A 21,525-nucleotide genomic window follows, 5' to 3' on the forward strand; every position below is an offset into this window, starting at 1 on the left:
AGAAATGGACTTGGGTGATATTGAGCTAACGCTAACCCCTATATCTGGGAAGAGCGGGAAAGCTTATATGGGAAGTTATCCTGATGGAAAACGTGTTTTTATAAAAATGAATACTTCTCCAATCCTGCCTGGTTTAGCGAGAGAGCAAATTGCGCCACAATTGCTCTGGAGCCGTCGATTACCCGATGGCCGTGATATGTGTGCTCAGGAGTGGTTGACAGGAAAAATTTTGACGCCAAGTGATATGAACCGTAAACAAATTATCGATATTTTGACACGTTTACACCGTTCACGTCCCTTAATGACTCAATTAACACGCCTGGGTTATGCCTTGGAAACACCTTCGGATTTGCTACAGTCATGGGTAAATAAGGCTCCAGATGCTCTAAAAAATAACCAGTATCTTCGTATGGTTTTAGGGGATTTGCGCGAAAATCTTCCTAATTTTAGGGAGGATTATGCAACCATAGTCCATGGCGATGTGCGTCATAGTAATTGGATTGAGACTGAAAGTGGCTTAATTTATCTAGTAGACTGGGATTCAGTTCGCTTGACTGATCGTATGTTTGATGTAGCCCATATGCTTTGTCACTATATTCCAGAGTATCAATGGCAAGAGTGGTTGACTAATTATGGCTATAAATACAATCAAACAGTCTTGAATAAGTTATATTGGTATGCTCAACTGTCATTTTTGAGTCTGATTACCAAATATTATGAAAATCAAGATTTGGATAATGTGAATCGGGAGATCTATGCTTTGCGTACCTTCCGAGATAAGTATGGAAAGAAGAAATGAGAGTTAGAAATCGTAAAGGTGCAACAGAACTGTTAGAGGCTAATCCGCAGTACGTTGTCTTAAATCCCGAAGAAGCTAAAGGAAAGTGGCGAGATTTGTTTGGCAATGACAACCCAATCCATGTCGAGGTTGGTAGCGGGAAAGGTGCTTTTGTATCAGGAATGGCCAAACAAAATCCTGATATCAACTATATTGGAATTGATATTCAGAAGTCTGTATTAAGCTATGCTTTGGATAAGGTATTGGAAGTTGGAGTTCCTAACATTAAACTTTTATGGGTCGATGGTTCAGAGTTGACTGATTATTTTGAAAATGGTGAAATTGACCGTTTGTACTTGAACTTCTCAGATCCATGGCCTAAAAAACGCCATGAGAAGCGTCGTTTGACCTACAAGAGCTTTTTGGATACCTTCAAGCGAATCTTGCCTGAGCATGGTGAAATTCATTTCAAGACAGATAATCGAGGTCTCTTCGAATATAGTCTAGTAAGTTTTTCACAATACGGGATGAAGCTCAATGGAGTATGGTTAGATTTGCATGCCAGCGACTTTGAGGGAAATGTTATGACTGAATACGAGAAAAAATTCTCTAGCAAAGGTCAGGTTATCTATCGAGTCGAGGCAGAATTTTAAGAAATAACTTAAAATCAAGTAGTATAAGTGCTTATGCTTTACATAGGTCCTTAAACGTGCTATACTGATAGTAAGAATATGAGAAAGAGAGGCGGGGAAATATCTTCGCCTCTTGCTTATGAGGAGGTGGACGCAATCGCAACAATCGTAGAATTAGTCAGAGAAGTAGTAGAACCTGTCATCCAAGCACCTTTCGAGCTCGTGGATATCGAGTATGGAAAGATTGGCAGTGACATGATTCTCAGTATTTTTGTAGATAAACCCGAAGGAATTACCTTGAACGACACGGCAGACCTGACAGAAATTATCAGTCCTGTCCTAGACACCATCAAGCCCGATCCCTTCCCAGAACAATATTTCCTAGAAGTGACGAGTCCTGGTTTGGAGCGTCCTTTGAAAACCAAGGAAGCTGTAGCTGGAGCAGTTGGGAAATACATTCACGTTGGTCTTTATAAGGCCATCGACAAGCAGAAAGTCTTTGAGGGAACCTTGCTGGCCTTTGAAGAAGACGAGTTGACGATGGAATATATGGACAAGACTCGCAAGAAAACAGTCCAAATTCCATACAGATTGGTATCAAAAGCACGTTTAGCAGTAAAATTATAGAAAGAAAGGATAGCTTTTGAGAATTCAAAAGTAAAAAAAACATGAGTAAAGAAATGCTAGAGGCCTTCCGCATTTTGGAAGAAGACAAGGGAATCAAGAAAGAAGATATCATTGACGCAGTAGTAGAATCACTTCGTTCTGCTTATCGCAGACGCTATGGTCAATCAGACAGTGTAGCTATCGATTTCAACGAAAAAACAGGTGACTTTACTGTCTATACTGTCCGTGAAGTTGTTGATGAAGTATTTGATAGCCGTTTGGAAATCAGCTTGAAAGATGCTCTTGCCATTAATTCAGCCTATGAGCTTGGTGACAAAATCAAGTTTGAAGAAGCACCAGGAGAGTTTGGTCGTGTTGCAGCCCAATCTGCTAAACAAACGATCATGGAAAAGATGCGCAAGCAAACACGTGCTATTACCTACAATACTTACAAAGAGCATGAACAAGAAATCATGTCAGGTACAGTAGAACGTTTTGATAACCGCTTCATTTATGTTAACCTTGGTAGCATCGAAGCCCAATTGTCAAAACAAGACCAAATCCCTGGAGAAGTTTTTGCTTCTCATGACCGTATTGAAGTCTATGTCTACAAAGTTGAAGACAACCCTCGTGGAGTTAATGTCTTCGTTAGCCGTAGCCATCCAGAAATGATCAAACGTTTGATGGAACAAGAAATTCCAGAAGTATATGATGGAACTGTTGAAATCATGAGCGTCGCTCGTGAAGCAGGTGACCGTACTAAAGTTGCTGTTCGTAGCCACAATCCAAACGTGGACGCTATCGGGACAATCGTTGGTCGTGGTGGTGCCAATATCAAGAAGATCACCAGCAAGTTCCACCCAGCTCGCTATGATGCTAAGAGCGACCGTATGATTCCTGTTGAAGAAAACATCGATGTTATCGAGTGGGTAGCGGATCCAGCTGAGTTTATCTACAATGCCATCGCACCTGCAGAGGTTGACCAAGTTATCTTTGATGAAAACGACAGCAAACGTGCTTTAGTCGTTGTGCCAGATAACAAACTATCTCTTGCAATTGGTCGTCGTGGGCAAAATGTTCGCTTAGCAGCTCATTTGACGGGTTACCGTATCGATATCAAGTCTGCCAGTGAGTTTGAAGCTATGGAAGAAGCAGATCAAGTTGATTACGCAGTTGCGGATGAATTTATTGAAGAATAAAAGCTACTAGAGGAGGGAAAGATGAAAACAAGAAAAATCCCTTTGCGCAAGTCTGTTGTATCTAACGAAGTGATTGATAAGCGTGATTTACTCCGTATTGTCAAGAACAAAGAAGGTGAGGTCTTTATCGACCCGACAGGCAAGGCTAATGGCCGTGGCGCTTATATCAAGCTAGACAATGCAGAAGCCCTAGAGGCCAAAAAGAAAAAAGTCTTTAACCGTAGCTTTAACATGGAAGTTGAAGAAAGCTTTTATGACGAGTTGATCGCTTATGTTGATCACAAAGTAAAAAGAAGAGAGTTAGGACTTGAATAAGCAAAAGATAAGCAATCTCTTGGGACTGGCTCAGCGAGCAGGCCGGATCATATCGGGTGAGGAACTGGTGGTCAAGGCCATTCAAGACCAGAAAGTAAAGCTGGTATTTCTAGCCCATGATGCTGGACCCAATCTGACCAAGAAGATTCATGATAAAAGTGACTATTATCAAGTAGAAGTTATTACCGTGTTTTCAACACTGGAATTAAGCATAGCAGTCGGAAAATCAAGAAAGGTTTTAGCTGTAACAGATGCTGGATTTACAAAGAAAATGAGGTCTCTTATGGAATAGAAGAGGAGGACATGATTTGTCTAAGAAAAGATTGTACGAAATCGCAAAAGAACTTGGAAAAGAAAGTAAGGAAGTTGTAGCGCGTGCAAAAGAGTTGGGCTTGGAAGTAAAAAGCCATGCATCAAGCGTAGAGGCAACGGCCGCTGAAAAAATCGTAGCTAGCTTTAAACCTGCTACTCCTAAAGCTGAAGTAAAACCTGCAGCACCAAAAGCAAGTGAAGTGAAGGTGGAAAGTAAACCAGCTACGCCGGCAACTCCAAAGGAAGAAAAAGTTGTAGCTGCAAGACCACAGAGTCGAAACTTTAAGGCGGAACGTGAGGCGCGTGCAAAAGAGCAAGCGGAAAGACGTAAGCAAAACAAAGGTAACAACCGTGACCAACAACAAAACGGTAACCGTCAAAAGAACGATAACCGTAATGGTGGGAAACCTGGTCAAGGAAACCGTGACAATCGTCGTTTTAACGACCAAGGGAAGAAACCTCAAGGTCAAGGGAATCGTGGCAATGATTATCGCCAACAAACCGATAATCGTTCCAACCAAGCTGGTCCTCGCATTGACTTCAAAGCTCGTGCAGCAGCTCTGAAAGCAGAGCAAAATGCGGAGTACGCACGTTCAAGCGAGGAACGCTACAAACAGTCTCAAGTTGCCAAAGAAGCCTTGGCTCAAGCTAATAAACGCAAGGAGCCAGAGGAAATCTTTGAGGAAGCTGCCAAACTAGCTGAACAAAGTCAGCCTGTAGTTGAAGTAACTCCTGTAGCTCCTGTAGTCAAAGAGGCTGTAGTGGATACACGTCGTAAAAAGCAAGCTCGACCAAACAAAGATCGTGATGATTATGATCACGAGGAAGATGGTCCTAGAAAACAACAAAAGAATCGAAGTAGTCAGAATCAAGTGAGAAATCAAAGAAATAGTAACTGGAATAACAATAAGAAAAATAAAAAAGGCAATAAACAAAACAACCGTAATCAGGCTCCAAAACCTATTACAGAGCGTAAATTCCATGAATTGCCAACAGAATTTGAATACACAGATGGTATGACTGTTGCGGAAATCGCAAAACGTATCAAACGTGAACCAGCTGAGATTGTTAAGAAACTATTTATGATGGGCGTTATGGCCACTCAAAACCAATCTTTGGATGGAGAAACAATCGAACTCCTCATGGTTGATTATGGAATTGAAGCTAAACAAAAGGTAGAAGTGGACAATGCGGATATCGAACGTTTCTTCGTAGAAGATGGATATCTAAATGAAGACAAGTTGGTTGAACGTCCACCAGTTGTAACCATCATGGGACACGTTGACCATGGTAAAACAACCCTTTTGGATACCCTTCGTAATTCTCGTGTCGCTACAGGTGAAGCAGGTGGGATCACTCAGCATATTGGTGCCTACCAGATTGAGGAAAATGGCAAGAAGATTACCTTCCTTGATACACCAGGACACGCGGCCTTTACTTCTATGCGTGCACGTGGTGCCTCTGTTACCGATATTACGATCTTGGTCGTAGCGGCAGATGATGGGGTTATGCCTCAAACTATCGAAGCCATCAACCACTCAAAAGCTGCGAATGTTCCAATCATCGTTGCTATTAACAAGATTGATAAGCCAGGTGCAAACCCAGAACGCGTTATCGGCGAATTGGCTGAACACGGTGTTATGTCAACAGCTTGGGGTGGAGATTCTGAGTTTGTAGAAATCTCAGCCAAATTCAACCAAAATATCGATGAACTCTTGGAAACAGTTCTTCTTGTAGCTGAAATCCAAGAACTCAAAGCAGACCCAACCGTTCGTGCGATCGGGACCGTTATCGAAGCTCGTTTGGATAAAGGAAAAGGTGCGGTTGCGACCCTTCTTGTTCAACAAGGTACTTTGAATGTTCAAGACCCAATCGTTGTTGGTAATACTTTCGGACGTGTCCGTGCCATGACCAATGACCTTGGACGTCGTGTTAAGGTTGCGGGACCTTCAACACCGGTATCAATCACTGGTTTGAACGAAGCACCTATGGCGGGTGATCACTTTGCCGTTTATGAAGATGAAAAATCTGCTCGTGCAGCTGGTGAAGAACGTGCCAAACGTGCTCTTATGAAGCAACGTCAAGCTACACAACGTGTTAGCCTTGAGAACCTCTTTGATACTCTTAAAGCTGGTGAACTTAAGTCTGTTAACGTCATCATCAAGGCTGACGTACAAGGTTCTGTTGAAGCCCTTTCTGCATCACTTCAAAAGATTGACGTGGAAGGTGTGAAAGTGACGATTGTTCACTCAGCAGTTGGTGCTATCAATGAATCTGACGTGACTCTTGCCGAAGCTTCAAATGCCTTTATCATTGGTTTCAACGTACGTCCTACACCGCAAGCTCGTCAACAAGCAGAAGCCGACGATGTAGAAATCCGTCTCCACAGCATTATCTACAAGGTTATCGAAGAGATGGAAGAAGCCATGAAGGGTATGCTTGATCCAGAATTTGAAGAAAAAGTGATCGGTGAAGCGATTATCCGTGAAACCTTTAAAGTCTCTAAAGTGGGAACAATCGGTGGATTTATGGTTACTAGCGGTAAAGTTACCCGTGACTCTAAAGTCCGTGTTATTCGTGACGGTGTCGTTATCTACGACGGTGAACTTGCGAGTTTGAAACACTATAAAGATGACGTCAAGGAAGTTACAAACGGCCGTGAAGGTGGTCTCATGATTGATGGCTACAATGATATCAAGACTGATGATGTGATTGAGGCCTATATCATGGAAGAAATCAAACGATAATCATTTTTGCTCCTTTCTTAGGTGGTGAGGGACGCAAGCAAACCGCTGGTTTCATTGCTTATTTTTGAGCCTAGTGTCTCAAAAATCCCCTGTGATGGGACTGATAAATTAGTCCCATCACTTTCACCACAGCGAAAGAAGCGGATGAGTTCAAATTGAACTTCGTTTCAATTTGAGCTGAAAATCAATAAATTAAAAATAGCTAGGTCTGCTGGCCTAGCTTTTGGTTCAAAGTAGAGAAAGGAATATCATGGCAAATCATTTCCGTACGGATCGTGTGGGCATGGAAATCAAGCGTGAAGTTAATGAGATTTTGCAAAAGAAAGTCCGTGATCCGCGTGTCCAAGGTGTGACCATCACAGATGTTCAGATGCTGGGTGACTTGTCTGTAGCCAAGGTTTACTACACTATTTTGAGTAATCTTGCATCAGATAATCAAAAAGCTCAAATTGGGCTTGAAAAAGCAACTGGGACTATCAAACGTGAGCTTGGTCGCAATTTGAAATTGTATAAAATTCCAGACTTAACTTTTGTCAAAGACGAATCCATCGAATATGGAAATAAGATTGACGAAATGTTACGCAATCTGGATAAAAACTAAGAAAAAGAGGGATTCCCCTCTTTTTTGTTACTTTAAACATGGTGATAGATTAATTAGTTGCCCTTCTTAAAAGTCAGTTAAAAAAATGTATAAATCTCTAATAGTATGATATGATAAAGCTTAACTTGAATATAAAATGGAGATATAGATGGCTAAACAAGATATAGCTATAAAAGTTTTACAACAAGTTGTAAAGCTTCCTGTCGTAAAAGTAAATAGAGAAAAATTTTTAGTTGAGAAGTTCTCTAAAGAATTAGATAAGAAGGATATTGCCAAATTGTTAGAACAAGGTCCTCCTTCATTACTATCCCAGGAAACCTTAGATAGGATAGCCAGGTCCTGCATAAAGGATAATGTTTTACGAGCGAGTGGGACCTCTGTTCTGGCAGGTTTACCTGGAGGTATTCTAATGGCTCTAACTATTCCAACGGATGTAGCTCAGTTTTATGCTTTTTCCTTGAAATTAGCCCAAGAATTGGGATATATTTATGGATTCGATGATCTTTGGGCATCAAGAAATGACTTGAGTGAAGAAGCTAAAAACACACTATTACTTTATCTAGGGGTCATGCTTGGGGTAAACGGAGCAGGCGCCTTGCTTCGTTCTAGTGGTGTTACAGTCGCTAAACATGTAATGACCACAGTACCTCAGAAAGCCGTAGCCAAGGCTGGCTGGTACCCTATTTTAAAAAAGGTTATGAAAATTTTTGGTGTTAATCTGACAAAAGGAGGTTTAGCCAAAGGAATGGGGAAAGTGATTCCTATCCTAGGTGGCGTTATTTCTGGTGGCTTAACTTTTGCGACTATGAAGCCGATGGGGGAAAGATTGCAACAGGAATTGTCCAAACTAGTCAACTACAATGAAGTTCAATATCAAAAAGACGTTGATATTATCCGAAAAGAAGCTGAAATCATCGAAGGAGAGTAATATGGGGCTCATAAAAATGTTAGCTAAAACTTACGGGAATTACTTTTTTACGATGCAGGGTTTAAAAGTGATGAAAACAATGAAAAAAGATGACAATCTTGTTGTTGGTTTAGGAAAGTTATTTCTTGTAGATAAGCTTATGGATACAGCTACTTGGTTAATGAAGCCGGAGGATAAAGAATGATTCTTTCGTTAAAAGAATCATTTTAAAGAAAAATGAAAGAAACTAGCAGGAACTCTTCTGCTAGTTTTTTAATCTCTTCCCATATGGTATAATATAAGCAGTAAAATCATTTTATACTCAATGAAAATCAAAGAGCAAACTAGGAAGCTAGCCGCAGGCTGTACTTGAGTACGGTAAGGCAACGCTGACGTGGTTTGAAGAGATTTTTGAAGAGTATTAGAACATACATGGAGGTCGTCATGGATAATATCATCGATGTGTCAATTCCCGTTGCAGAAGTGGTGGACAAGCATCCAGAAGTCTTGGAAATTCTAGTAGAGCTCGGTTTTAAACCACTTGCTAATCCCTTGATGCGCAACACAGTCGGTCGCAAGGTATCTCTCAAACAGGGTTCGAAGCTTGAAGGAACTCCTATGGACAAGATTGTCCGCACACTGGAAGCGAATGGTTACGAAGTGATTGGATTAGACTAATGGCAGATGAACGGATTCATATCTTACGGGATATTTTGTTAGAATTGCACAATGGTGCCTCTCCTGAGTCAGTTCAGGAGCGTTTTGATGCGACCTTTACGGGTGTTTCGGCCATCGAGATTTCCCTCATGGAGCATGAGCTGATGAACTCAGACTCAGGTGTCACCTTTGAAGATGTCATGGAGCTCTGTGATGTCCATGCTAATCTTTTTAAAAACGCTGTTAAGGGTGTCGAAGTAGAGGATACTGAGCATCCTGGCCACCCCGTTCGCGTCTTCAAGGATGAAAATCTGGCTCTCCGTGCTGCCTTGATTCGCATTCGGAGACTGTTAGATACCTATGAGTCTATGGAAGACGAGGAAATGCTGGCAGAGATGCGCAAAGGCTTGGTCCGTCAAATGGGGCTTTTGGGGCAATTTGACATTCACTACCAGCGCAAGGAAGAGCTTTTCTTTCCTATCATGGAGCGCTATGGACACGATTCACCTCCCAAAGTTATGTGGGGAGTGGATGACCAGATTAGGGAACTCTTTCAAACAGCTCTAGCTACAGCAAAGTCACTACCTGAAGTGTCGATTAGCAGTGTAAAAGAAGCTTTTGAAGCTTTTGCGACAGAGTTTGAAAGTATGATTTTTAAGGAAGAATCCATCCTCCTCATGATTCTCCTTGAGTCCTTTACTCAGGATGACTGGCTTCAGATTGCGGAGGAGAGCGATGCCTACGGCTATGCCATCATCCGTCCGTCTGAGAAATGGATTCCAGAACGTCAAACCTTCGTTGAGGAAAACAGTGTAGAAGAACCAACTCAGTCAGAAACTGTAGATGGCCAAGTCCGACAAGTGATTGATACGCCAGAAGGTCAGTTCACCATCACCTTTACCCCAAAGGAAAAGGAAACAGTCCATGACCGTCATAGCCAACAGGCTTTTGGCAATGGCTATCTTTCGGTCGAGCAGGCTAATCTCATTCTCAATCACCTCCCTATGGAGATTACGTTCGTCAATAAAGACGATATTTTCCAGTATTACAACGACAATACACCAGCTGACGAGATGATTTTCAAGCGAACACCGTCCCAAGTCGGGCGCAATGTCGAGCTTTGTCATCCGCCCAAGTACCTAGAAAAGGTGAAGGCCGTTATGAAAGGTCTTCGTGAAGGGGTCAAGGACAAGTACGAGATGTGGTTTAAATCCGAATCACGTGGAAAGTTTGTCCATGTTACTTATGCTGCAGTCCATGATGAAAACGGGGAATTCCAAGGTGTATTGGAATATGTTCAGGACATTCAACCCTACCGTGAGATTGATACAGATTACTATCGCGGAATAGAATAAGGAGAGACAATGAGTTACGAACAAGAGTTTATGAAAGAATTTGAAGCCTGGGTCAATACCCAAATCATGATTAACGATATGGCACACAAGGAAAGTCAAAAGGTCTATGAAGAAGATCAAGATGATCGAGCTAAAGATGCCATGATTCGCTACGAGAGTCGTTTAGATGCCTACCAATTCTTACTTGGAAAATTTGAAAACTTTAAGGCAGGCAAGGGATTCCATGATTTACCAGAAGGCTTGTTTGGTGAGAGAAACTATTAATGTTTAGAAATTAGAAAGGGGAGTGGGACTCCCTTTTTCATTGTTCCTTGAATCTTTTTGTGTTACAATGTTAGCATGAAAACGAAAAATATTATTAAAACAGGTTTGGTCGTGGCAGGACTTGGAGCCCTTGCCTTTGGAGCTAAGAAAGTGGCTGATGACCACAAACTTATGAAGACGCAGGAAGAGTTAACTGCCATTGTGCGTGACTACTTCTCAGAAATGGGTGAGATTGGTACTCTTTATGTCCAAGTGTACGAAAGCAGTCTAGAACGTCTTGTCGGTGGTGTTATTTTTGAAGATGGTCGTCACTATACCTTTGTCTACGAAGATGAAGATCTCATCTATGAGGAGGAAGTGTTATGATTTCTCCGAACAGTTTAGAAGAATTAGCGAATTTAGTAGAGCAGGATAGCAAGAAGGTCTTCCTTTTTGTTGCGGATTGGTGTGGCGACTGCCGCTATATCTACCCCGCCTTACCAGAGATTGAAGAAGCAAATCCAGAGTTTACGTTTATACGGGTCGACCGTGATGACTACGTGGAACTTGCGAAACTTTGGGATGTATACGGAATTCCAAGTCTTGTTGTTTTAGACAAGGACAAGGAGATTGGACGTTTTGTCAATCGTGAACGCAAAACAAAGACTCAAATCAATAACTTTTTAGCAGAACTGAAATAGGAGAAAAAATGATTTTTACATATAATAAAGAACATGTCGGTGATGTCCTTATGATCATAGTGAAAAACAGTGGCGATGCCAAACTAGATGTAGAACGTAAAGGCAATGTGGCGCGTGTTTTCCTAAAGGAAACTGGTCAAACTGTCGCTTGGAATATCTTTGAGGTTTCTAGCTTATTTGAGATTGAGAATCGCGGGCAAGTCTTTTTAACTGACGAGCAAGTAGCACGTTTGAACCAAGAATTGCAGGCAGAAGGTTTTACAGAAGAAATCATCAATGACAAGGAACCTAAGTTTGTTGTCGGTGAGATTGTAGAGATGGTTGAGCATCCAGATAGTGACCACCTCAATATCTGCCAAGTTGCTATTGGAAACGACAAAACAGTACAAATTGTTGCAGGTGCTCCCAATGCACGTGTTGGCTTGAAAACCATTGTAGCTCTTCCTGGTGCTATGATGCCAAAAGGCAATCTCATTTTTCCAGGCGAACTTCGTGGGGAAAAGAGTTTTGGGATGATGTGCAGTCCTCGTGAACTTGCCTTGCCAAATGCTCCACAAAAACGTGGTGTTATTGAATTGTCAGACGACCAGGTAGTTGGAACACCCTTTGATCCAGTTAAGCACTGGACTACTTAAGAAGTTGCAAGTATCTGTCGTAATAGATGGAAGGAAATGATATGGCCAAAAATGTAGTCATCACAGGTGCAACATCAGGTATTGGTGAAGCCATTGCGCGTGCTTATCTAAAAGAAGGTGAGAATGTCGTTCTTACAGGACGCCGAACAGAAAGACTCGAAGCCCTAAAAAATGAGTTTTCAGAAGCCTTTCCAAATCAAAAAGTCTGGACCTTCCCGTTAGATGTAACAGATATGAGCATGGTAAAGACCGTTTGTTTAGAAATTCTAGAAACTGTAGGTCAGATTGATATCTTGGTCAATAACGCCGGACTTGCTCTCGGACTGTCGCCTTATCAGAATTACGAAGAGTTGGATATGCTGACCATGCTAGATACCAATGTCAAGGGATTGATGGCAGTTACACGCTGTCTCCTGCCTTCCATGGTGGCTGCAAATCAAGGGCATATCATCAATATGGGATCTACTGCTGGCATCTACGTCTATGCAGGAGCAGCGGTCTATTCAGCAACCAAGGCTGCAGTCAAGACCTTTTCAGATGGACTTCGAATTGATACCATTGCGACTGATATCAAGGTGACCACTATTCAGCCAGGTATTGTTGAAACAGATTTTTCAAAGGTTCGTTTTCATGGAGATGAGGCACGGGCGGCGACGGTCTATCAGGGACTCGAAGCCTTGCAGGCACAAGACATCGCTGATACTGTCGTTTATGTGACCAGTCAACCACGACGAGTACAAATCACAGATATGACTATCATGGCCAATCAACAAGCAACTGGGTTTATGATTCATAGAGATTAATAGTATTGAAAAAAAGTTACAAATGTTGTAACTTTTTTTATTTTCCTTCGAATTGATAAGTAGGAGGATGAAAAATGTATAATAAAGTTATCATGATTGGACGTTTAACGTCTACACCAGAATTGCACAAAACCAACAATGACAAGTCAGTGGCTCGTGCGACTATTGCTATTAACCGTCGTTTCAAGGACCAAAATGGGGAACGTGAAGCTGACTTCATTAACATTGTTGTCTGGGGGAAACTTGCTGAAACTTTGGCTAGCTATGCAAGCAAAGGTAGTCTTATTTCTGTGGATGGGGAGCTTCGTACCCGTAAGTTCGAGAAGAATGGTCAGATCAACTATGTGACCGAAGTTCTCGCTACAAGTTTCCAGCTTTTAGAAAGTCGTGCCCAACGTGCTATGCGTGAAAATAATGCAGGCCAAGACTTAGCAGATCTGGTTTTGGAAGAGGAGGAACTTCCCTTCTAATACTCTTAGAAAATCAAATTCAAACCGCGTTAGCTTCGCCTTGCCGTACTCAAGTACAGTCTGCAGCTAGCTTCCTAGTTTGCTCTTTGATTTTCATTGAGTATAAAATGATAGGAGGCTGGGACAAAAGTCCTAGCCTCTCAATTGTCTTTGGGGTGTCGAGCAAGACGCAGTGGTTGAGTGGGCTCTACTAGTCTGATTTCATCAGCTTTTACAGCTCTACTCAACTGTGCGGAGGTGGGACGACGAAATCGAATTCTAACGAATGACCGATTTCTGTCCCACTCTCTTTTTTATGCTATAAATCAGACTTTTTTCTTGACTATTTTTGACCAAGTGATACAATAGAATTATGGTTTAGCACTCGTGTATAAAGAGTGCTAATAATATGATTGAATTATGGAGGAAGACAAATGTTGAAACCATTAGGCGACCGTGTGGTCTTGAAAATTGAAGAAAAAGAAGCAACTGTTGGGGGATTTGTCCTCGCAAAATCAGCCCAAGAAGAAACGAAAACAGCTACAGTAGTGGCTACTGGACAAGGTGTTCGTACCTTGAGTGGTGAACTAGTTGCTCTAAGTGTAAAAGTTGGAGATCAGGTTTTAGTTGAAGCTCATGCAGGTATTGATGTCAAAGATGGGGATGAAAAATACCTCATCGTAGGTGAAGCTAGTATTTTGGCAATCATTGAAGAATAGAAGGAGAAAGTAAGTATGGCAAAAGACATTAAATTTTCATCAGACGCTCGTTCAGCTATGGTTCGTGGAGTTGATATCCTAGCTGATACCGTTAAAGTAACCTTGGGACCTAAAGGTCGTAACGTTGTTCTTGAAAAATCATTTGGTTCTCCATTGATTACCAATGATGGTGTAACCATCGCGAAAGAAATCGAATTGGAAGATCATTTTGAAAATATGGGTGCCAAATTGGTATCAGAAGTGGCTTCTAAAACCAACGATATCGCTGGTGATGGGACAACTACTGCAACAGTTTTGACCCAAGCTATTGTTCGTGAAGGAATTAAGAATGTTACAGCGGGAGCGAATCCAATCGGTATCCGTCGTGGGATTGAAACTGCAGTTGCTGCAGCTGTTGAAGCCTTGAAAAACAATGCAATTCCAGTTTCTAATAAGGAAGCTATCGCTCAGGTTGCTGCAGTATCATCTCGATCTGAAAAAGTTGGTGAATACATCTCTGAAGCCATGGAAAAAGTTGGTAAAGACGGTGTTATCACCATTGAAGAATCACGAGGTATGGAAACAGAACTTGAAGTCGTAGAAGGAATGCAATTTGACCGTGGTTATCTCTCACAGTACATGGTGACAGATAATGAAAAAATGGTTGCAGACCTTGAAAATCCATACATTTTAATCACAGACAAGAAGATTTCAAATATCCAAGAAATCTTGCCACTTCTAGAAAGTATTCTTCAAAGCAGCCGTCCGCTCTTGATTATTGCAGATGATGTTGACGGTGAAGCTCTGCCAACTCTTGTTTTGAACAAGATTCGTGGGACTTTCAACGTAGTTGCGGTTAAGGCTCCTGGTTTCGGTGACCGTCGTAAAGCTATGTTGGAAGACATCGCCATCTTGACAGGTGGAACTGTTATTACTGAAGATCTTGGTCTTGAATTGAAAGATGCTACCATCGAAGCTTTAGGTCAAGCAGCTAAAGTGTCTGTAGATAAAGATAGCACAGTCATTGTTGAAGGTGCAGGAAATCCTGAAGCGATTGCTAACCGTGTAGCTGTCATCAAGTCTCAAATCGAAACAACAACTTCAGAATTCGACCGTGAAAAACTCCAAGAACGCTTGGCTAAATTATCAGGTGGAGTAGCAGTTATCAAGGTCGGTGCTGCAACTGAAACTGAATTGAAAGAAATGAAACTCCGCATCGAAGATGCCCTTAACGCTACCCGTGCAGCAGTGGAAGAAGGTATTGTTGCAGGTGGTGGTACTGCCTTAGTGAATGTCATTCCGGCTGTTGAAGCTTTAGAATTGACAGGAGATGAAGCAACAGGACGTAGCATTGTTCTTCGTGCCTTGGAAGAGCCGGTTCGCCAAATTGCCTATAATGCAGGCTATGAAGGTTCAATTGTTATTGATCGTTTGAAAAATGCAGAAGCTGGTACAGGCTTTAACGCTGCGACAGGTGAATGGGTGAACATGATTGAAGCAGGTATTATCGATCCTGTTAAGGTGAGTCGTTCTGCCCTTCAAAACGCAGCTTCAGTAGCAAGTCTGATCTTAACAACAGAAGCCGTTGTAGCCAATAAACCAGAACCTGTAGCACCAGCTCCAGCTATGGATCCATCAATGATGGGTGGTTTCTAAGAAATAAATAAAAACAGGTAGAAATCATCATTTCTACCTGTTTCTTTTAAATCATTTAAAAAGAGGGAGCTCAGCTTCCTCTTTTTATAGTCCATGAATTAAGGTTTGATGACCTCAGCTCCACCCATGTATGGACGAAGAACTTCAGGAATAGTTACAGAACCATCTGCATTTTGATAGTTTTCAAGGATTGCTGCCACTGTACGTCCAACAGCCAATCCAGAACCATTCAAGGTATGAAGAAGTTTAACTTTACCATCTGCTTCATCACGGTAACGGATTTGGGCACGACGTGCTTGGAAATCTTCTGTGTTTGAACAGCTTGAGATTTCACGGTAAGTATTTTGTGCTGGGATCCAAACTTCCAAGTCGTAAGTCTTAGCAGCTGAGAAGCCCATATCTCCTGTAGAAAGAGCAACTACACGGTATGGAAGGTTGAGTTTTTGAAGGATGTTTTCAGCGTTGGCTGTCATTTTCTCCAATTCTTCATATGATTCTTCAGGTTTAGCAAATTTGACCATTTCAACCTTGTGGAATTGGTGCAGACGAATCAAGCCACGTGTATCACGACCAGCTGAACCAGCCTCAGAACGGAATGAAGGACTCATAGCAGTGAAGTAGATTGGTAGGTCCTTTCCGTCAAGGATTTCATCACGGTAGTAGTTAGTCAAAGGCACTTCAGCGGTTGGAATAAGGACGTAGTTGGTGTCTTTCAATTCAAAAGTATCTTCCTTGAATTTTGGATATTGTCCTGTACCAAACATGGAATCATGGTTAACCATGTAAGGTGTGATGACTTCAGTATAACCTTCCTTACCATGTTCATCCAGCATAAAGTTGTAGATGGCACGTTCTAAACGAGCTCCGAGGCCTTTATAGAAGAGGAAACGAGCTCCAGTGACTTTTCCACCACGTTCCCAGTCAAGGATACCGAGGGCTTCACCAAGATCCCAGTGGGCTTTTGGTTCAAAGTCAAACTCACGAGGAGTTCCCCAACGGCGAACTTCTACGTTATCGTCTTCGTCTGCTCCAATAGGAACACTGTCAGCTGGAATGTTTGGAAGAGTCGTAGTAAATTCTGTCAATTTGGCATCGATTTCTGCTAATTCTGCATCCAATGCTTTGACTTCTGCAGAGAGAGTTTGCATGGCAGCAATCTTATCGTCTGCATTTTCCTTGTTGCGTTTAGCTTGAGCAATTTCAGCAGAAACCGTGTTACGTTCTGCCTTGAGAGTTTCAACCTTGACTAAGATGTCACGACGTTTAGCATCGATTTCTTTCATCTCATTTAAGATAGCAGCGTCTACACCACGTGTCGCCAATTTTTCAGCGACAGCTTCAAAATCTGTACGAATTCGTTTGATATCTAACATAAGTTCTCCTTTATATGAAAAAAGCACACCTGACAAAGCGTTGGAGTGGCAGAGCCACGGTTCCATCCAACTTCACAGATGTGCACTTGATTGTGTATTTGATTTAAAACAACGGTAGAATTTCAATTAACTCCTCTATCTGCTCACAGCAACCGCAGACTTTCTGAAAGACAAGCTTAACCTACTTATCCGTTTCTATGATTATACTAAACTTTCTATTTTTTTGCAAATAGATTTTTGATTTTTTGACCAATGATTTGGAGCAAGGTAGGAAGTTTTACCACCTTGTCATTTCCCAATTTTTCCCGAGCAATTTTAAGAATTTTTCCAGAATCTTTTGAAGCAAAGAGGAACTTTCCCTGATCTGTAAAGACTTCAAAATGACGACTAATTTTTCGACCAGAGACATTGGCTCCGATTTGATTAACGCTAGACCATGGGATTTGGATGTAATCCTCAATATTGCGATCCGAGTAAAACTCCAAGGCTTGGTCTCCTACCAGAAATTTTCCAACTTTTCCTTGTATAGAGAGGTAAGAAGTTCCAGTAGTTTGTAAGTCAACGACTTTATTGAGAGATTGTGCCATGTTTAGTCTTCCTTACTTTCACCGAAAAATGCTTGGTAGAGAGCTTTGATAGCAGCTTTTTCTTGGTCTTTTTGAACTACGAACATGATAGAAACTTCACTAGAACCTTGTGACATCATTTGAATGTTGATATTATTTTCAGATAAGGCACGAGTGGCTGTAGCAGTTACCCCGATATGGCGCTTCATTTTTTCGCCAACAATCATTATGATAGACAGGTCATGTTCGATTTCAGCGTGGTCAACTTCAGCTTTTTGGACTAACTGACGGAGGATTTCTTCTTCCTTGATAGGAGTCAATTCTCGTGAACGTAGAATGATAGACAAATCATCGATACCTGTAGGCATGTGTTCCCAACCAATATTCAGCTCCTCAAGAATTTGGAGTACTTTACGACCAAAACCGATTTCGCGGTTCATCAGATATTTAGACATATTGATGCTGACGAAACCAGAGTCACCAGCAATTCCCACTACTGGGAATTTATCGCTACTGTGCTTCAGAACGATGCGAGTACCTGAATGGTCAGGATTATTAGTATTTTTGATAACGAGAGGGATTTTTCCGCGGTAGGCTGGAAGGAGTGCTTCGTCATGCAGTACAGAGAAACCTGCATAGGCCAATTCCCGCATTTCACGGTAGGTCAATTCAGGGATTGAGTGTGGTTTATGAATGATACCAGGATGGGCAGCAAAAATTCCGTCAACATCAGTAAAGTTCTCATAAAGATCAGCTTTTACCCCTGCTGCGATGATTGAACCCGTAATATCAGAACCACCACGAGAGAAGGTACAGATTTGATTCTCCTTGGTTACACCAAAGAATCCAGGGATAACAAGAACTTCTGTACTATTATTAAGTTCTTCAATCTTGTCGTAACTTGAAGGAATGATACGGGCATTTCCAGGTTCGCTTGTTACAACAATACCAGCTTCTCTCGGATGAACATAACGAGCCTCTAATCCATTTTGGTTAAAGTAGGCTGCAATGAGTTTGGCATTATTGTTTTCTCCTGCAGCAAGAAATGTATCGTATAGAAATTCGTTGTTTTCAATTGGAAGAGTAGCAAGAGTTCGAATACTTTTAGAGATTCGTTCTAAAACAGCAGGTTTAAGTCCTAATTCGCTAACCATTGCCGCATATCGATCGATAATCCAATTTTGGCTAGCGCTGATATCATTTCCTGCTACATAATCACGATAATATTTAATTAAAGCATCAGTAACCTTGGTATCCTCAGCATCACGCTTTCCTGGTGCAGATACAACTACAAAACGACGTTCAGGGTCAGTTTTTACAATGTTTAGAACCTTTTTCAACTGGCTTGCAGAGGCAAGTGAACTTCCTCCAAATTTTACAACCTTCATAAGAACTCCTCAGTTAGTATTTTATACGATTATAGCAGAAAGAAGGTCTTTTTTCAATCTGGAATAGGAAAGGTCGTATCTTGTTAGAGGCCTAGACATGATAGTATAGAAAATACACTTTTCAAAATCAGCCGATACACTTTCAGTCGATTTTTACTTGTGAAAATGAGAAGAAAAAGATATACTTTGAAGATAAAATAATTTAATCATCTTTTTAAATTAAAGGAGTGGCTATGAATCATATTATCTTTCAAATTCAAGACGATTTAGCAACAATTACTTTAAATCGTCCCGATGTGGCGAATGGTTTCCATATTCCTATGTGTGAGGAAATTATAGAAGCACTGGAATTAGCTGAAAAAGACGCTTCTGTTTCATTTATTCTTATTAATGCTATGGGAAAGGTGTTTTCAGTCGGTGGCGATTTAGTCGAGATGAAGCGCGCTGTTGATGAGGATGATATTGACTCTCTCGCTCGAATCGCTGAATTGGTTAATACGATTTCTTATAAAATCAAGCAAATTCCTAAACCAATCATTATGGAAGTGGATGGAGCAGTTGCTGGAGCAGCAGCAAATATGGCCTTGGCAGTTGATTTTTGTATTGCATCTGATAAAGCTAAGTTCATACAGGCTTTTGTAGGTGTAGGATTGGCTCCCGACGCGGGTGGATTATTCTTGCTGACGCGATCTCTAGGTGCGACTCGTGCAACTCAATTAGCTATGACAGGTGAAGCTTTCACTGCCGAAAAAGCAATGGAAGCAGGAGCTCTGTATCGTCTATGTATAAGTGAACAATTAGAAAAAACGAGAGAACAATTGTTGAAGAAGTTGAGACGCGGTTCTACAAATTCCTACGCTGCTATTAAGAAGCTAGTTTGGGAAAGTGAATTCAAACAGTGGAATGCATACGCTCAGCTTGAACTAGAATTGCAGAAATCACTATCCTATACGGAAGATTTCAAGGAAGGTGTTCGTGCACATTCTGAAAGAAGACGTCCAAAATTTGTCGGGAAATAAATAAAATACTTGCGCAATTCTTTGAAGTTTGATATACTTTTTCAGTCAAATGTTTTGATTATTAAACTTTTTTTGATGAAGGAGGGAAGAGAAATGGACTACCAACAAGTCAATGACTATTTAACATCAATTTTTAACAACGTCCTAGTGATCGAGGAAGTAAGCTTGCGAGGTAGTCGTTTTAAGGATATCTCTATCAAAGAAATGCACACGATTGATGTGATTGGCAAGTATCCAGAAGTTACTCCAAGTCAAGTTTCCAAAGAGTTGATGGTGACTCTAGGGACTGTGACAACGAGTTTAAACAATTTGGAGCGAAAAGGATACATCGAACGTATCCGTTCAGATCAAGATCGTCGTGTAGTACATCTGCATTTGACAAAGAAAGGTCGTCTCGTTCACCGTCTTCATAAACGTTTCCATAAGGCCATGGTCGAAAGAATTATCGAGGGCATGAGTCCTGAAGAGATTGAAGTTATGGGAAAAGGGTTGACTAATCTTTATCACTTTTTGGAGGATTTGAAGTAATGGCTTTTGCAAAAATAAGCCAGGTCGCTCATTATGCTCCAGAGCAGATTATCACTAACGAAGACTTGGCTCAGGTCATGGATACGAGTGATGAATGGATCTCAAGTCGGACAGGGATTAAAGAACGCCATATTTCCAAGACAGAATCAACAGGAGATTTGGCTACAGAGGTTGCAAGACGACTTATAGAGAAGGCAGGGATTTCTGCTGAAGAGCTAGATTTCATCATTCTAGCGACTATGACACCTGACTCGATGATGCCTTCTACAGCAGCTCGTGTTCAGGCAAGAATTGGCGCTCATAAGGCTTTTGCCTATGATTTAACAGCCGCTTGTAGTGGATTTGTTTTTGCCCTATCAACTGCAGAAAAGTTCATTTCTTCAGGATCATATCGAAAGGGTCTGGTTATCGGTAGTGAGACTATGTCAAAATCTCTGGATTGGTCTGATCGCTCAACAGCTGTCTTATTCGGAGATGGAGCTGGTGGTGTATTACTTGAGGCAAGTAACCAAAAACATTTCTTAGCTGAAAGTCTCAATAGCGATGGTTCTCGTGGTGAGTGTCTCACTTATGGACAGGCAGGATTGATTTCACCATTTTCTCTTCAAGAAGAACCAGATGTTTTCTTGAAGATGGATGGGAGAGCAGTTTTTGACTTTGCGATTCGAGACGTGGCAAAATCTATTAAAAAGACCATTGAAAAAAGTCCGATATCAGCAGAGGAATTAGATTTCCTCTTGCTTCATCAAGCTAATATTCGGATTTTAGACAAAATGGCTAGAAAAATTGGTGTAGACCGTGATAAGCTTCCTGCCAATATGATGAAGTATGGAAATACGAGCGCGGCAAGCATCCCAATTTTATTATCAGAGTGTGTAGAAGAGGGGCTCATCCATCTAGATGGTAGCCAAAAAATTCTCTTGTCAGGTTTCGGTGGAGGTTTGACATGGGGCACACTTATTGTTACAATTTAGGTAATCATGTGGTGATCACATTGTTATAAAAAAACTATTTATTTTAAAGGAGTCTATCATGGCAGTATTTGAAAAAGTACAAGAAATTATCGTTGAAGAACTTGGAAAAGATGCATCAGAAGTAACACTTGAATCTACTTTTGATGATTTGGATGCAGATTCATTGGACTTGTTCCAAGTAATCTCAGAAATCGAAGACGCTTTTGATATCCAAATCGAAGCTGAAGACAACTTGAAAACAGTTGGCGACTTGGTTGCTTACGTTGAAGAGCAAACTAAATAATTAGAATAAATAAAGAAGGAGTAGGGGAGACCCACTCCCTCTTGTTTAGGTAATAGTTTGACGGTCAAATTATAATAGATTCGAACTATTACGTAAGCAA

General features: G+C 41.3%; 27 protein-coding genes. 24 read left to right on the forward strand and 3 right to left on the reverse strand.

Features of this window, described 5'->3' with window-relative positions; all coding sequences use genetic code 11:
• Nucleotides 1-4 precede the first annotated feature (4 nt).
• The 20 genes from ccrZ to groL all read left to right on the forward strand — a co-directional run bounded on the left by ccrZ (nucleotide 5) and on the right by groL (nucleotide 15,294).
• On the forward strand, nucleotides 5-799 hold the full coding sequence (gene ccrZ / locus NGI26_RS00600; RefSeq protein WP_251934675.1) for a cell cycle regulator CcrZ: 795 nt from the start codon (nucleotides 5-7) through the stop codon (nucleotides 797-799).
• On the forward strand, nucleotides 796-1,431 hold the full coding sequence (gene trmB, locus NGI26_RS00605; RefSeq protein WP_251934677.1) for a tRNA (guanosine(46)-N7)-methyltransferase TrmB: 636 nt from the start codon (nucleotides 796-798) through the stop codon (nucleotides 1,429-1,431). The genes ccrZ and trmB overlap by 4 nt, the downstream gene beginning before the upstream one ends.
• 126 nt (nucleotides 1,432-1,557) lie before the next feature.
• A complete protein-coding gene (rimP, locus tag NGI26_RS00610) occupies nucleotides 1,558-2,037 on the forward strand; it encodes a ribosome maturation factor RimP (RefSeq protein ID WP_251934784.1) in 480 nt (159 codons plus the stop codon).
• 41 nt (nucleotides 2,038-2,078) lie between these two features.
• On the forward strand, nucleotides 2,079-3,215 hold the full coding sequence (gene nusA / locus NGI26_RS00615; RefSeq protein ID WP_251934679.1) for a transcription termination factor NusA: 1,137 nt from the start codon (nucleotides 2,079-2,081) through the stop codon (nucleotides 3,213-3,215).
• A 21-nt stretch (nucleotides 3,216-3,236) separates the two neighbouring features.
• The gene (gene rnpM / locus NGI26_RS00620; RefSeq protein ID WP_006144965.1) at nucleotides 3,237-3,530 is read left to right on the forward strand and encodes an RNase P modulator RnpM; all 294 of its coding nucleotides are present in this window, start codon (nucleotides 3,237-3,239) and stop codon (nucleotides 3,528-3,530) included.
• The gene (locus NGI26_RS00625) at nucleotides 3,523-3,822 is read left to right on the forward strand and encodes a YlxQ-related RNA-binding protein (RefSeq protein ID WP_251934681.1); all 300 of its coding nucleotides are present in this window, start codon (nucleotides 3,523-3,525) and stop codon (nucleotides 3,820-3,822) included. Before rnpM ends, NGI26_RS00625 begins: the two co-directional genes overlap by 8 nt.
• Before the next feature lie 16 nt (nucleotides 3,823-3,838).
• Nucleotides 3,839-6,589 (forward strand): translation initiation factor IF-2, encoded by a 2,751-nt coding sequence (gene infB / locus NGI26_RS00630; protein ID WP_251934684.1) that lies wholly within the window; start codon nucleotides 3,839-3,841, stop codon nucleotides 6,587-6,589.
• Nucleotides 6,590-6,839: 250 nt separating this feature from the next.
• Nucleotides 6,840-7,190, forward strand: coding sequence for a 30S ribosome-binding factor RbfA (rbfA, locus tag NGI26_RS00635; protein WP_001273601.1), 351 nt, complete (start codon nucleotides 6,840-6,842; stop codon nucleotides 7,188-7,190).
• 148 nt (nucleotides 7,191-7,338) lie between these two features.
• Nucleotides 7,339-8,118: a hypothetical protein gene (locus tag NGI26_RS00640; protein WP_251934686.1), complete on the forward strand. Its 780-nt coding sequence runs from the start codon at nucleotides 7,339-7,341 to the stop codon at nucleotides 8,116-8,118.
• 1 nt (nucleotide 8,119) lies between these two features.
• A complete protein-coding gene (locus NGI26_RS00645) occupies nucleotides 8,120-8,302 on the forward strand; it encodes a hypothetical protein (RefSeq protein ID WP_251934689.1) in 183 nt (60 codons plus the stop codon).
• A 239-nt stretch (nucleotides 8,303-8,541) separates the two neighbouring features.
• Complete coding sequence (locus NGI26_RS00650; RefSeq protein ID WP_000368739.1) at nucleotides 8,542-8,775, forward strand: DUF1858 domain-containing protein; 234 nt, start codon at nucleotides 8,542-8,544, stop codon at nucleotides 8,773-8,775.
• A complete protein-coding gene (locus NGI26_RS00655) occupies nucleotides 8,775-10,109 on the forward strand; it encodes a DUF438 domain-containing protein (RefSeq protein ID WP_251934692.1) in 1,335 nt (444 codons plus the stop codon). The genes NGI26_RS00650 and NGI26_RS00655 overlap by 1 nt, the downstream gene beginning before the upstream one ends.
• Nucleotides 10,110-10,118: 9 nt before the next feature.
• The gene (locus tag NGI26_RS00660) at nucleotides 10,119-10,373 is read left to right on the forward strand and encodes a DUF1912 family protein (protein ID WP_251934694.1); all 255 of its coding nucleotides are present in this window, start codon (nucleotides 10,119-10,121) and stop codon (nucleotides 10,371-10,373) included.
• Nucleotides 10,374-10,448: 75 nt separating this feature from the next.
• On the forward strand, nucleotides 10,449-10,739 hold the full coding sequence (locus NGI26_RS00665) for a DUF4651 domain-containing protein (RefSeq protein ID WP_024053819.1): 291 nt from the start codon (nucleotides 10,449-10,451) through the stop codon (nucleotides 10,737-10,739).
• The gene (locus NGI26_RS00670; protein ID WP_251934696.1) at nucleotides 10,736-11,053 is read left to right on the forward strand and encodes a thioredoxin family protein; all 318 of its coding nucleotides are present in this window, start codon (nucleotides 10,736-10,738) and stop codon (nucleotides 11,051-11,053) included. The genes NGI26_RS00665 and NGI26_RS00670 overlap by 4 nt, the downstream gene beginning before the upstream one ends.
• An 8-nt stretch (nucleotides 11,054-11,061) precedes the next feature.
• Nucleotides 11,062-11,688: a YtpR family tRNA-binding protein gene (gene ytpR, locus NGI26_RS00675; protein WP_251934699.1), complete on the forward strand. Its 627-nt coding sequence runs from the start codon at nucleotides 11,062-11,064 to the stop codon at nucleotides 11,686-11,688.
• Between the two features lie 41 nt (nucleotides 11,689-11,729).
• Nucleotides 11,730-12,491, forward strand: coding sequence for an SDR family oxidoreductase (locus NGI26_RS00680; RefSeq protein WP_251934701.1), 762 nt, complete (start codon nucleotides 11,730-11,732; stop codon nucleotides 12,489-12,491).
• 74 nt (nucleotides 12,492-12,565) lie between these two features.
• Nucleotides 12,566-12,961 carry a single-stranded DNA-binding protein gene (locus NGI26_RS00685; protein ID WP_251934703.1) on the forward strand — a complete coding sequence of 132 codons (396 nt, stop codon included), beginning with the start codon at nucleotides 12,566-12,568 and terminating at the stop codon, nucleotides 12,959-12,961.
• Between the two features lie 413 nt (nucleotides 12,962-13,374).
• Nucleotides 13,375-13,659 carry a co-chaperone GroES gene (gene groES / locus NGI26_RS00690; RefSeq protein ID WP_251934705.1) on the forward strand — a complete coding sequence of 95 codons (285 nt, stop codon included), beginning with the start codon at nucleotides 13,375-13,377 and terminating at the stop codon, nucleotides 13,657-13,659.
• 15 nt (nucleotides 13,660-13,674) lie between these two features.
• On the forward strand, nucleotides 13,675-15,294 hold the full coding sequence (groL, locus tag NGI26_RS00695) for a chaperonin GroEL (RefSeq protein WP_251934707.1): 1,620 nt from the start codon (nucleotides 13,675-13,677) through the stop codon (nucleotides 15,292-15,294).
• A 98-nt stretch (nucleotides 15,295-15,392) separates the two neighbouring features.
• On the opposite strand, the gene serS is transcribed toward groL, so the two are convergent.
• The 3 genes from serS to NGI26_RS00710 all read right to left on the reverse strand — a co-directional run bounded on the left by serS (nucleotide 15,393) and on the right by NGI26_RS00710 (nucleotide 18,621).
• Complete coding sequence (serS, locus tag NGI26_RS00700) at nucleotides 15,393-16,667, reverse strand: serine--tRNA ligase (protein WP_251934709.1); 1,275 nt, start codon at nucleotides 16,665-16,667, stop codon at nucleotides 15,393-15,395.
• 215 nt (nucleotides 16,668-16,882) lie between these two features.
• A complete protein-coding gene (locus tag NGI26_RS00705; RefSeq protein WP_251934711.1) occupies nucleotides 16,883-17,254 on the reverse strand; it encodes a DUF956 family protein in 372 nt (123 codons plus the stop codon).
• Between the two features lie 2 nt (nucleotides 17,255-17,256).
• A complete protein-coding gene (locus NGI26_RS00710) occupies nucleotides 17,257-18,621 on the reverse strand; it encodes an aspartate kinase (RefSeq protein WP_251934713.1) in 1,365 nt (454 codons plus the stop codon).
• A 233-nt stretch (nucleotides 18,622-18,854) separates the two neighbouring features.
• Here NGI26_RS00710 and NGI26_RS00715 point away from each other — a divergent pair, with 233 nt between their 5' ends.
• From NGI26_RS00715 to NGI26_RS00730, 4 genes are all read left to right on the forward strand, one after another.
• On the forward strand, nucleotides 18,855-19,640 hold the full coding sequence (locus tag NGI26_RS00715) for an enoyl-CoA hydratase (RefSeq protein WP_251934716.1): 786 nt from the start codon (nucleotides 18,855-18,857) through the stop codon (nucleotides 19,638-19,640).
• A gap of 93 nt (nucleotides 19,641-19,733) precedes the next feature.
• Entirely contained in the window at nucleotides 19,734-20,168 is a 435-nt protein-coding gene (gene fabT / locus NGI26_RS00720; RefSeq protein ID WP_004251873.1) for a fatty acid biosynthesis transcriptional regulator FabT, read from the forward strand.
• Nucleotides 20,168-21,142 (forward strand): beta-ketoacyl-ACP synthase III, encoded by a 975-nt coding sequence (locus NGI26_RS00725; RefSeq protein ID WP_251934718.1) that lies wholly within the window; start codon nucleotides 20,168-20,170, stop codon nucleotides 21,140-21,142. The genes fabT and NGI26_RS00725 overlap by 1 nt, the downstream gene beginning before the upstream one ends.
• Before the next feature lie 58 nt (nucleotides 21,143-21,200).
• Nucleotides 21,201-21,425 (forward strand): acyl carrier protein, encoded by a 225-nt coding sequence (locus tag NGI26_RS00730; protein WP_000257840.1) that lies wholly within the window; start codon nucleotides 21,201-21,203, stop codon nucleotides 21,423-21,425.
• Nucleotides 21,426-21,525: the final 100 nt, after the last annotated feature.

Origin of the sequence: Streptococcus sp. Marseille-Q0941, from assembly GCF_943736975.1 — a bacterium.
In the GTDB taxonomy this organism is placed as follows: Bacteria; Bacillota; Bacilli; order Lactobacillales; family Streptococcaceae; genus Streptococcus.